12 protein-coding genes are annotated in these 11841 nt (G+C 42.9%); 9 read left to right on the top strand and 3 right to left on the bottom strand.

All coding sequences use genetic code 11. The annotated features are described in order from the left end of the window. Positions 1-58 precede the first annotated feature (58 nt). The 4 genes from HZA10_05350 (at position 59) to HZA10_05335 (ending at position 2794) form a co-directional block, all read left to right on the top strand. Positions 59-631, top strand: coding sequence for a glycosyltransferase family 4 protein (locus HZA10_05350; protein ID MBI5195725.1), 573 nt, complete (start codon positions 59-61; stop codon positions 629-631). Then, the gene (locus HZA10_05345) at positions 621-1838 is read left to right on the top strand and encodes a hypothetical protein (GenBank protein MBI5195724.1); all 1218 of its coding nucleotides are present in this window, start codon (positions 621-623) and stop codon (positions 1836-1838) included. Before HZA10_05350 ends, HZA10_05345 begins: the two co-directional genes overlap by 11 nt. A 274-nt stretch (positions 1839-2112) precedes the next feature. Beyond that, positions 2113-2454 carry a nucleotidyltransferase family protein gene (locus HZA10_05340; GenBank protein ID MBI5195723.1) on the top strand — a complete coding sequence of 114 codons (342 nt, stop codon included), beginning with the start codon at positions 2113-2115 and terminating at the stop codon, positions 2452-2454. A gap of 40 nt (positions 2455-2494) precedes the next feature. Further along, the gene (locus tag HZA10_05335) at positions 2495-2794 is read left to right on the top strand and encodes a DUF86 domain-containing protein (GenBank protein ID MBI5195722.1); all 300 of its coding nucleotides are present in this window, start codon (positions 2495-2497) and stop codon (positions 2792-2794) included. Between the two features lie 288 nt (positions 2795-3082). Here HZA10_05335 and HZA10_05330 read toward each other — a convergent pair whose 3' ends face one another. The 3 genes from HZA10_05330 to HZA10_05320 are packed head-to-tail and all read right to left on the bottom strand — an operon-like array spanning position 3083 to position 6563. Further along, positions 3083-4024 (bottom strand): glycosyltransferase family 2 protein, encoded by a 942-nt coding sequence (locus HZA10_05330; GenBank protein ID MBI5195721.1) that lies wholly within the window; start codon positions 4022-4024, stop codon positions 3083-3085. Then, positions 4003-5100 (bottom strand): hypothetical protein, encoded by a 1098-nt coding sequence (locus tag HZA10_05325; GenBank protein MBI5195720.1) that lies wholly within the window; start codon positions 5098-5100, stop codon positions 4003-4005. Before HZA10_05325 ends, HZA10_05330 begins: the two co-directional genes overlap by 22 nt. Further along, a complete protein-coding gene (locus HZA10_05320) occupies positions 5085-6563 on the bottom strand; it encodes an oligosaccharide flippase family protein (GenBank protein ID MBI5195719.1) in 1479 nt (492 codons plus the stop codon). The genes HZA10_05325 and HZA10_05320 overlap by 16 nt, the downstream gene beginning before the upstream one ends. Before the next feature lie 242 nt (positions 6564-6805). Here HZA10_05320 and HZA10_05315 point away from each other — a divergent pair, with 242 nt between their 5' ends. From HZA10_05315 to HZA10_05295, 5 genes are read left to right on the top strand one after another with little or no spacing between them, the layout of a single operon-like run. Next, positions 6806-7465, top strand: coding sequence for a CpsD/CapB family tyrosine-protein kinase (locus HZA10_05315; GenBank protein ID MBI5195718.1), 660 nt, complete (start codon positions 6806-6808; stop codon positions 7463-7465). Between the two features lie 25 nt (positions 7466-7490). Further along, a complete protein-coding gene (locus tag HZA10_05310) occupies positions 7491-8522 on the top strand; it encodes a polysaccharide biosynthesis/export family protein (GenBank protein ID MBI5195717.1) in 1032 nt (343 codons plus the stop codon). 42 nt (positions 8523-8564) lie between these two features. Then, on the top strand, positions 8565-10001 hold the full coding sequence (locus HZA10_05305) for a GumC family protein (protein ID MBI5195716.1): 1437 nt from the start codon (positions 8565-8567) through the stop codon (positions 9999-10001). Between the two features lie 56 nt (positions 10002-10057). Continuing rightward, on the top strand, positions 10058-10687 hold the full coding sequence (locus HZA10_05300) for a phosphoribosylanthranilate isomerase (protein MBI5195715.1): 630 nt from the start codon (positions 10058-10060) through the stop codon (positions 10685-10687). After that, entirely contained in the window at positions 10680-11840 is a 1161-nt protein-coding gene (locus HZA10_05295; protein ID MBI5195714.1) for a hypothetical protein, read from the top strand. Before HZA10_05300 ends, HZA10_05295 begins: the two co-directional genes overlap by 8 nt. The last annotated feature ends 1 nt before the right edge of the window (position 11841 follow it).

The raw sequence follows: 11841 nt of genomic DNA, 5'->3' as shown, positions 1-11841 counted from the left end.
TATTGCAATAATCAGCAACGGCATAAAAATAACGGAATCCCCTGAGGGTGATTGTGCCGTGAGAAAATTATTCGGCATCAGGGAAGATGATTATCTCATTGCAGTAGTGGGCCGCCTTGAGCCTGTGAAAGGGCATAAATACTTTATACAAGCTATGAAAAACGCGGTGAAAAAACATCCCCGGCTCCACTGCCTTATTATCGGGGCAGGGAGGATGAAGAAGGAATTGCAATCTCTTGTTATAGATGAAAAACTTGAAGGAAATATACATTTCACAGGTTTTAGCAATGAAGTGAGGGAAATCCTGAATTGCTGTAATGCCTTTTGCATGCCGTCTTTGTCCGAAGGGCATCCTTATGCTTTGCTTGAGGCATGTGCATGCGCCCTGCCTGTTCTTGCAACAGCAACAGGCGGGATTCTTGATTTGCTTGAAAACAACAGGACAGGATTATTGGTACAGCCCGGCAGTTCAGAGGCTCTGGAAAGAGGTATCCTACGGCTTATTGAAAACCCTGCAGAAAGTGCGATGATGGGCAAGGCTGCATACAAAATGGTCTCTGAAAAATTCTCAATTGAGAGGATGATGATGGAAACCTTAAAAGTTTATGGTATAAAAAAGCATGATGCGTAAAGATTTTAAATGGATAGCGAGCATATTCCCTGTCCCGATGTGTCGGGACTGCAGGGTCAAGCGAGCGAATATAATAAAATATATTCCTTACATTAGATTCCCTGTAGCTTGCTACAGGGAATATCAATGGCGCACAGCCTTGACTATTTTTTTTACTGCAGTAGCAGTCAGCTTTATTTTTGCTTCTGGATATACAAAAGAGCGGCAGGCAGAACCGGTTTTACATGAGCTTTATATGGGCGATCACACAAACACCGCTGTTGTCGGGCAGAGCCTTCCCGGTTTATGGAGGCCGTTTTCAGACGATTCGCTGTGGAATACACCTGTTAAGGCAGATGCCCTGACACATCCTGATTCAGATGAGATTATTGCCTTTGCCTCAGCAGAGGCTAAAAATATACGGCTTGCCAAAGTTTACAGTATTCCTGTCTGGGTGGTAAATTCTGATAACATCCCTCTGCTTAAAGTGAGAAGCGATAAGATTTTTGACACATGGGATAAAGACAGAGACGGCTGGAGCGATGAAGGGATTCCAATATTAAAAAACATGTGGCAAGAGCCAACGGAGGACGGGCATATCTGCATCGTTGATTTTTTTAAAGGGATTTCATGGGAGCTTTCAAGATTCGGCTGGATAGATGACAAGACGCCAAAATCCACCACATTAAATATCTGGCGGCTTGATGGAACAGGCGTTGGAGATTACAAAGAAGGGGAGAGATGGCAGGTGCGCGGAGGACGCGGGTCGGGTTTTCCGCTTATTGCAGGACTTATCAGGCCCGAGGAGTTAAAGGCAGGGGAGATACGCCATGCCCTTGTATTTACTTTCCCCAAAAACCGGCAGGCGGAAAACGGCAAAAACATCTTTCTGCCCCCTGCGTCACGCAGCGACGGCAAATATGCGGGCAGGCAATATCCTATTGAAGGCATACGCTTTCAGCTTGACCCGTCAATCACAGAAAAGGATTTTGATAAATGGGGGCTTAACAGGGAAGGGAAGATTATAGCGCGGGCGCTTCAGAAATACGGTATGTTTTTAGGCGACAACGGCGGCGCAATGGCTTTGCAGGCTCAACTGCTGGCTCCGTCATCTGACGGCAACCGGAAGAAATGGGATGAGCTTTTTCCCGGCTTTTATAAGAATGTGGAAAAAATCCCGACAAATAAATTCAGGGTCGTCTATACAGGAGAACCGGTGGTGAAGTAATAAAAATGTATTTATTGCAAAATTATCAATTATCATTTCAAAATGCAAATTTTAAATGGACAGCGAGCCTGCCTGCGGCGCCGCCAGAGGCGGGTAAACTTGTCCGGTCTACGACTCATAGGGAATCTTTTTGATATTAATCCTGCCGACAGGATTTTTGTTGGATATCAGATTACAATGAAGACGGGGTGATAGATGAATACAGGGAGCCGTGAGATAGTCAACAGCTTATTAATAAATGGTATAATTAATAATGAAAAAAGAGGCGCAGACTATGAAATATAGGAAGAAGCAGGAACTGACAGTTAAAAGGATATTCAGCATATTAAAAAACCACGCCGGTGATTTAAGGAAATATTCCGTCAAAAAAATAGGAATTTTCGGCTCTTATGTAAGGGGGGAACAAAAAAAGCGCAGTGATATAGACCTGCTCGTTGAGTTTGATACATCTTCATTCGGCAAAAATTTCGAGGGATATTTTGATACATATATGGACCTATCCTTTCTTCTTGAGGAAATCTTTCAGAAAAAAGTGGACCTTTTAACCAATGAGATGATTAGTCCGCATATCCGGCCATATGTTTTAAAAGAGGTGAAATATCTTGAAGGAGTATAAGCCTTATCTGATTCATATTGCTGATGAGGTAAGATACCTTATGAAGAATTCTGAAAATCTTACTTTTGAGTCATTTATGCAAAATGAAACATACATAAGAAGTTTTGTGCGCTCGCTGGAAGTTATTGGAGAGGCGACTAAAAATCTTCCACAGAGTTTTAGAAAACATTACCCGCAAATCTCATGGAAGGAGATGGCAGGACTAAGAGATGTCCTGATACATCAATACTTTGGCATTAATTACTCATTGCTCTGGGATATTATAAAAAATAAACTTCCTGTGCTTAATGGACAGATAGCAGATATTCTCAAGGAAATAGATACTGCTGAAGATATGTAGATGTCTACCCATGACATCACAGACAACCGCAACAGTCATTCCTATTTGCCGAGCCTGTCATTCCGACTTGTTCGGAATCTTTCTTTAAAAGGAGAAGTTATTAGATGCCTGCCAAACATTCCATAAAATTACTGCTGATAGTTTTTGTTTTATGATACGTTGCTGCTGATAACTTCAATAGTCCTGAGCAGTACTGCTGCTCAGGACTATTCTCTTTGCATTAGAGTTGTTGACGGCGACACTATATCTATTTAAAAATATTTCTCTGCGACCTCTCCATGGTTAACTCTATACGACGAGTGCCGCTTCTCCGGAAAAGATTTCCTTTATCCCGTGAAGAACGCCTATTAACCGTTCCAGCGTCCTCCTGTTCGGCGAAAAGACAAAGACTATTGCGCGCGATAATGCATATCCCGAAAGGGCGTAATAAAACAAGAGCCTGCTTAATATTCCACTTTTTTTATACCGTGTGAAAAAAACATATGAAAACAGGACAAACATCCTCCCCTTTGCAAAATCATCAGGTCTCATTGCAGGGGATTCCATATGAAGAAGTTTTGCGTCGGGTGTATAGATAAGTTTATATTTTCTGGACACCCTGTAAGTAAATTCTTTGTCCTCTCCAATGCGGTATTTGTGAAAAAACCCGGTGTCAAATGCGAAACTGTCAAAGAGTCCCCTCCTGAAAGAACTTACGCCGCCTGAGAGGAAATCAACCTCGGTTTTTTTGCGTATGGGCGAACCGGTTGCGCCGTAATTTGTGCTGAACCCGGAAGCAAGAACTTTGCCCTCTTGGAAGCCTGATATTAAAAAAATAATATTGACTATTCTCCGCAGGCGCTGGATTAGTTTAAGAGGTTTTGGATTTGTTATCGCCCCGCCGACACCGCCTATCTTTCCTCCGGCGTCTTCTTCATATACGGCGAGTATTTTTTCTGTATAGTCGGAATATAAAACCACGTCGTCGTCAAGGAAGAAAATTATGTCTCCGGTTGATGCCTTTATCCCTAAATTTCTTGATGCCGTAAGCCCCGGCGTGTCTTTTTTGAGATATAGATACCGTATGCCGGCCTCTTTACATTCTTTTTCAAAGGGCAGTTCCTTGAGATTTCCGTCATCAACAATGATAATCTCATACGGCTTTACCGTCTGCTCCAATAGCGACTTGACGCAGTTTTTCAGCTCTTCGGGCCTGTTGTATGTGGGAATTATGACACTTGACTTAAACATTTCTTAAAATTCCTGTATATATTATCAGGGCTTTCATTGGGGATGGTTACCGCATAAAATCTGCGGACGCTGAGGCTCTTTTCTATGATATTATCTATGTCATGCCTGCTCTCATAACCGTATAGCGAGAGGAGCCTAAGGACATCTTCAAACATTGGAAATGCCGACCACTGAATGGCTTTGATTTTTCCGATAATCTCTTCTTTCCCGGCTTCTGCAAAGCTGAACTCAGCTCCGGGAATTAAAATCAATGCTGTTGAAGGCTCCGCGGTATGAATAATTTTACAGTCCGGACAAATATCAGCCACATCCGTAAACATAGGAGGATTGTAGAGGTATTTCAAATGCTGAAGCACGGAGGACGGAAGATAACTCTCTGCAAGTTTTTTAAAACGCTTTCTGAACGCGGTATGCCTTAGTGTATTCTTATCCAGTGATCTCATGCCGTAAAGCCACGGGAATATATCAAAATGATAATCCGTAAGAGGTATGTAATCTCTGAATATATAAGCCTTCCCGTCAAATAAAATAAACTTGTCTTCGCTCAGATAATTCCAGCCTTCCTTCAGCAGGTTCAGTACAAGGATTGATTTCCCTATGCCGCCGGGACCTATAAGCAGGACGGCCTTATCCGCCTGATTCATGACAGAGCCGTGAAAAAGCATTCCGCCTTTTTTCTGAAGGGCAAGCTGGATGCAAAGCACAAGGCAGTCAAATATTCTCCACGCACAGCCTTTCTTCGGGGTATAGAACAGCTCCATTTTTTCAGAGAGTTTGATGAGGATGTCAGGCTTTTTGATACTGCCGAATACAATAAAAAAGTTGCCTTCGTGTTTATTTATCCAGAACGCGGAGGGATCACGCGTATTGCGTGTCTGTAAAAAAGGCATATTTTTATGCCTGAGTTGAGATATAAGGATGTCTGCTTTGCTGCCTTGCAGTCCATCCTTATCCGGGAAAAGCCTGAAATGTCTTAGCAGTAATTTATCTGCCTCAGGGACAAGGCCTTCGGCTTTTATCCTTACCAAAGAGTGAATATTAAAAAACAACGAATTGCCGGTCACAGTTCCTGCCATAAATTTTTCAGCCTGACTCCTTTCAGAAAATAATACTTTTTCTCCGCTTTATTAACAACTGTTAACATGACCGCATAAAAAATCAGGGCGCTGAGCAAAGTGGTGACAAAGATATTTAAGGACAAATATGCAGAGATGTAATTAAGTAAGACTATTGCCGCGCACATGATGGGAAACGGCAGGCTCAAGGCCTTTACGGCGGTTTTCCAGTCAGCCTGGTTGTGAAAGCACATTTTCTTAATAAACATGAAAAAACCAATAAAAAGCAGAAAATAAGAGATACTGCAGGATATGGCAACGCCTTTAATGCCCAGCCCTGATTTCAGTAAGATTATGCTCAAGAGTATGTTCCCTGTCAGAACCAAAATAGAAATATAAAAAGCCTTTAACTGCAGGCCGCTGGCAATCAAAATCCCCCGTGCAGTGTATGACATGGACAGGAAATAACACCCGAGAGTCACTATCTGCGCTGAAACAATCCCCTGAATGTATCGGGGCAATAATACAGGGATAAGCACGGGCAGTACAAGGACAATAGGGCCGAGCAGGAGGGGCATTAAATAAGCTGTCTTAACAAGGGGACCGAAAAAATATTCCCTGAGAATTGCCTCTTTGGAATTGCTCCCGGCATCTTTCATTAACTTGGACTCAACGACTTCACGGGAGGCGCCGGGGATTTGCATGACAAAATTTAAAACCATGATGGCAATACTGTAGTAGCCTAACTGTTCATTGCCTAAAAAATAAGAGACTACAATCCGGTCCGAGGTCCGTATCATAAGGTCGCTGATTAAGAAAATCATAATCGGGAAGCCCCTTTTAACAAGGTCCGCAAAAACAGAATACCTGAATCCTGTTTTAATCCCGAGAGGATGTTTTGCCCTCAGATAGAAAATAACGGCGAGATTTGAAAGTACCGCGCTGATGTATAAGCCGTAGATATTGAAGAAATAGAGCAGGGGCAGGCTTGAGAAGAAAGCGACAGTAGTCAGGAGATAATTTGAAGATGTGATAAGGCTGAAGTCCTGCAGCGCCTTAAGATAATTGATGTAATATTCATAATACCACCATATGAGCACAAGGGCCGCCATCGCTATCAGCCCTGTCGTTGTAACAAGATTAAAGTTGCCTGTTAGGGCGGCAATGACGATAACTGCCGCGGCTAAAATGTTTAAATAAAGAGTGCCGTAGAATACGCTTCCCTTGAGGTCGTCTATTTTCTGCAGTTCTTTTTTTTCCTCGTGATAAGGAATAAAATAACGCATTGAATAACGCGAACCTAAATGAATATAAGGTACGTATGTAGGGATAATATAAAGAAGGTTCCACAGGCCGAACATTTCAGGAGAGAGGAGTTTGGGTTTTATGAAGGCATTAAAGACACTTAATAACTGTTTGTAAAAGTTGCTGGAGGAATACTTAATTATGGTTTTAGCGGTATGTTCTTTTTCTTTATGGTCCAAAACAAGGCTCCTGATTCCTTAATTATAGCAGAATTATCATTGATGCAGATGACGCAGCTAACCACAGAGGGCACAGAGTGGATTTATTGCAAAATTATCAATTATCATTTCAAAATGCAAATTTTAAGTGCTAACTTTGTCCCGACCTGTCGGGAATGAATTTACAATGAATATTTTCTCTGTGTTTTTAGCAGTATTTTAAAAAATTCACAAACCCAGTTTTTTATAGTATAATCATAATCATGACTGGCATATTGTCACCTGACATTAAGAAGCTGGTTGAGAAAAACTCAAGGGAATTGTCTGAGATTGAAGGCAATCTGCTCAGCACTGCCAAGGACGGGCAGGTTAGAGTTTTTTTTATTACGAGCTGTAATGCCTCCGAGGGTAAGACTGTTACCGCAATAAGTCTGGCATATGCCCTTTCCCGGAATGCACGCCGCAAAGTCTTGCTGATTGACGGCAACCTCCACACCCCGCGTCTCCATGAGGTTTTTAGTATTGATGCCGGCTCCGGACTTACAGACTTATGTTATGGAAAAGTGAGGGATGTTGAAAGAGACACAGAATTGCAAGATTTGTATGTCATAACTCACGGCGCTTCTGTTGAAAATACGGCAGACCTGTTCAGGTCAGTGGATTTCAAGACAACGCTGGATAATCTCAAACAGAAATTTGACTATGTTATCGTGGACGGCTGTTCGGTAATCGGCTCATCTGATGCGCTGGTCTCTGCGAAATGCTTTGACGGAATCATTTTGGTTGTTGAGTGTGAAAAGACAACGTGGGAGATTGCTGAAACGGTTCAAAATAAGCTGAAGATGTCAGGAGGCAATATTATTGGCGCAGTCCTTAATAAACGGAAATATTACATACCACGGTTTTTATATGGGAAAATTTAGACCCTATATTGAAAAGAAGGGGGCAATGAAGCGCTTACTATACGTCCTTTTTATCTTTTTTATAATCGGGTGCGCTTCGGGTCATAAAAAAGCAGACCAAGACAGCGGTGAAGCGTCGTATGAACTTACCACCTTTTCTTTTGATCAAAAAAACAGTCCCTATGAATTCTGGCCCGCATATCAGATTAATGCGGGAGATATTCTGGATGTCCTTTTTCAGATTAAGACATGGGAGAAAAAGGCAGACTACAGGCTGGGAATCGATGATTTTACAAGCATAAAATTCCTCCACGCCCCTGAATTAAACACTGATGATAAGGTGCATCCTGACGGGAATATAGCCCTTCCCTATATCGGAGAGTTTCAAGCTTTGGGAAAAACAATTGAAGAAATACAGACTGAATTGAGCGGGCGCTACAAAGGGATTCTTCAGAATCCCGAAATTCAGGTGCTGGTTCCCGAGTACCGCGCATCAATAAAAGAACTGAAGGCTGACCTTAAAACCGCGCCGAGGGGGCTGAGCAGGCTGGTAACTGTGAGGCCTGACGGATATGTGACATTTCCGATAGTCGGCAGTATCTTTGTGGGAGGCAGGACTTTTCCCGACGTCAACAATGAGCTTAATGAAAAGTATGACAAAATAATCCCCGGACTTTATGTAGACCTTTTTTTAGAACATCATGCAGGCTCCAGGATGTATGTCCTGGGACAGGTTTATAAGCCCGGGGTTTACGATATCCCTAAACCCCTGACTATTGAACAGGCTATTGCAATGGCAGGAGGTTATATGCGGGAGGCCAGGCTGAATGATATTTTTGTTGTCAGAAGGCAGTATGACCGGATGATTGCAACGAGGATTGATTTCGCAAATAAATTTAATAACAACAACAGAGAATACAAATTTTTCTATTTAAGACCCGATGATATTTTATACGTTCCCAAAAGACCTATCAACAAGGCGGCGGAATTAATGCGCGACGTCTCTGAAATTTTGCTTTTCAGAGGGTGGAGTTTTGGATTTAGCTGGGAACTTCATGATGAACCGGCTGAACCATAAGGCGGCAAAGCCGTAACTTTTCAGTGACAGGAGGAAGGTGTATTGCAGTTTGAGGATTACAGAAAAGAGCTGCTTACCGTGCTTTTTGCGCAGAAACGGTTAATCGTTGCTGTTACAGTATTTGTCTTTACATGCGCTGTCCTGATAGCCTTTTTCTGGCCTCCTACCTATGCTTCTTACGGAACTGTTCTTATAAAGATCAAACGCCAGTTTAAAAACCCCGAGGCTTTGGAAAAGTCGGATATCCGCTATTCGCCGGTTACGCCGGAAGACCTTTCCTCTGAAGTGGAGATACTGACCTCCCATGATGTTATTGAAATGACAATTGACTCCCTGAAGAAAAGGAATTTATACCGCCCTGAAGGCGGCGGATTTTTAAATATATCACTGCTTCTGGACATAATTCTGCCTGATAAGCAAAGCGACAAGAAACAATTCAACAAGGAAGTTTACAACATAAAGAAAAAACTGCAGACTAAAGTCGTAGAGGTATCAAATGCCATAGAGGTCACTTTTCACAGCAATGACCCGGCATATGCAGTAACTTTTCTGGACGCCCTGCTGAACGAGTATATAAAATACCGGATGAAAATTTATTATCCGGATGAAGCAGAGACTTATTTTACAAAGGGAGCCGGAGGTTTTGGCGAAGAGATTGATAAAAAACGAAAAGACTGGATAAGCATGATAGAGAAAAATAAAATTTCAGACCCTTCAGAGGAATTGAAAAACAACCTTTTGATAAAGAAGGAACTTGAAACCCAGCTGAATACCCTTAGAAATTCAGCCATAGAAAAAAAGATGCAGATTGAATACCTGGAAACAGCTCTCAAGAAAGAAGGCATCCAGTTTTTTTCTTTCATAGACAAGTCAGCCATTGCCAATCTCAGCACATCCCTCCAGGACATTTTTATGGAATACGGAAAAGTACTGAGGGTATATACGCAGTCAAGCGACAAAGCCTCGCCGGTTGAGAAACAGATGAGAGACACATTGAACGTTCTCAGGTCTGAGATACGGATATATAAAGACGGGCTTGCCAGTGAACTGGAAACGCTTAATAAGCAGATAGCCGCCATAAAAAATGAAATAAGCAATATTGTAAACTGGAACGTGGAACTCCAGAAACAGAATATTACAACCCAGAAAATTCAATTTGAAATGGACCTGCTTAAACAATCTTATGATACCTTTTCAAAAAGAAGGGAAGAAGCGGTGCAGGGCTCCACAAGCCCTACGTCAATGCATATAAGCATTTTAAGCAAGGCATTTCTTTCAAACGGGCCGGTGTTTCCTAAAAAGATAATTGTCATCCCGCTGGGTTTTATTATAGGTCTTTTGATGGGCTGCAGTCTTGCGTTTGTCAAAGAATATTTTGACCATACATTCAAAAAAATAAGCGATGCGGAAAAAATGGGGCTGCGGGTGATATTTTCAATCCCTGATTTTACGGTTAAAGAGAAACCAGCACAGAAATAGCATTCCCCTTTTTTCTCATTTAAAGCCCGCTGATTTTCTGCTAAACTATATCAGCTATGGTAAGGATAAAAATCTGCGGTACGACGAATCTTAAAGACGCCTATGCCGCCGTGGAATTCGGCGCGGACGCCCTCGGCTTTGTCTTTTATCCCAAAAGCCCGCGCGCCGTTACGCCTGAAACCGCAAAAGAGATTATTTCCAAACTGCCGCCGTTTATAACCACAGTCGGAGTTTTTGTTGATGAGAAGCCGTCAGTGATAGAAAAAACCGTCAATTACGCAGGGCTTGACATCATTCAGCTTCACGGCTCAGAGCCGCCTGAGAAATGTATTCTTTCAAAGAAGGTCATTAAGGCAATCAGGGTAAAGGATTTAACCGACCTTGAACCTCTAATCACATACAGGAGCGTTTCTGCGTTTTTGCTTGATGCTTACGCCCCGGACCTTCCGGGCGGCACAGGACAGGCGTTTAACTGGGACGTTGCGCTTGAGGCAAAAAAATTCGGCAGGATAATCCTTGCAGGCGGGCTTACGCCTGATAATGTTGCCGAGGCCATAGAACTGGTCAAACCTTACGGCGTTGATGCGGTCACTGGCGTTGAGGAAAATCAAAAGGGGATTAAGGATCATAAAAAACTAAGATTATTTATTGAGAGGGCGCGGCAGGCGATTAAAGGACATGTCTGAATCTTTTGCATCAGGATGCTTTAGTCAGACACAGATTGAAGAGATTTTAGGCATACCTTTTACAGCGGATAACTATGTCCGCCTCCTAAAGAGCGGCGCTGAGACCTTTCAGACAATCTTTGATTCTGTTTCAGCCGCCCAGCACAGTATCTGCATTGAATTTTACATCTTTAGAGATGATGACACAGGCAGGAGACTGGCGGACCTGCTTAAGGAAAAATCAAGGCAGGGTGTAAAGGTATATCTTCTTTATGACCATTTCGGCTCTTTCATGACGTCGCGGAGTTTCTGGTCTGACATGAAAAAGGCGGGCATTAACCTCAGGGTTTCACGCCCGTTCCGGTGGTCCTCACCCGGGCATTACATCCACCGCAACCACAAAAAACTCTTGATAATAGACGGGCAAAAGACATTTACCGGCGGATTCAACATTGCAGATGAGTACCATGGTTATTTAAAAATAAGAAAGCAGGCGTGGAGGGATACCGGAATTTATCTGGAAGGCCCTATCGCACAAACCCTGTTTGAGATTTTCAGAAAAAGCTGGACCGCATGGAGAGGGGAGCCGATTATTCACACACAGGAGGCTCATACGGGCAATCATAGGGTCCCGGTCATTCCCATATTCTCCAACTCTGCAAGGAGCAGGAGAAGGCTGAGGAAGTTATTTTTTTACAGCATAAACAATGCAAGGGAAAGGATTCTGATCACAACTGCATATTTTACTCCCAGCAGGAGGATATTAATGACGCTGGAAGATGCGGTCCAAAGAGGGGTTAAGGTGCAAATCCTGTTGCCGGACAAAAGCGATCTCTTCCCCGTGGATTATGTTGCGAGGGCATCGTATACGAAATTATTAAAGGCCGGCATAGAGGTCTATACTTATCAGGGTAAAATCCTGCATGCCAAGACAGCGGTCTTTGACGACTGCTGGAGCATAGTCGGCTCTGCGAATCTTGATTTTCAGTCGCTCAGGAGGAATGACGAGGGGAATGTCGGAATTTTAGGTGAGGTATTCACCCGGCAGTTGACCGAAGTTTTTGAAGAAGACCTGTCCCAGTCGGTAAAGATTGACCCTGCTTTGTGGGCAAGACGTTCCCTTTATGAAAAAGTTTTTGAAGGGGTTTTTTCAGTGTTCAGGAAAAGGCTCTGAT

This window comes from Nitrospirota bacterium, assembly GCA_016212185.1.
GTDB lineage: Bacteria > Nitrospirota > Thermodesulfovibrionia > UBA6902 > DSMQ01 > JACRGX01.
The sequence above is the reverse complement of the archived record's forward strand: the minus strand, read 5'-3'. Positions and strand labels throughout refer to the sequence as shown.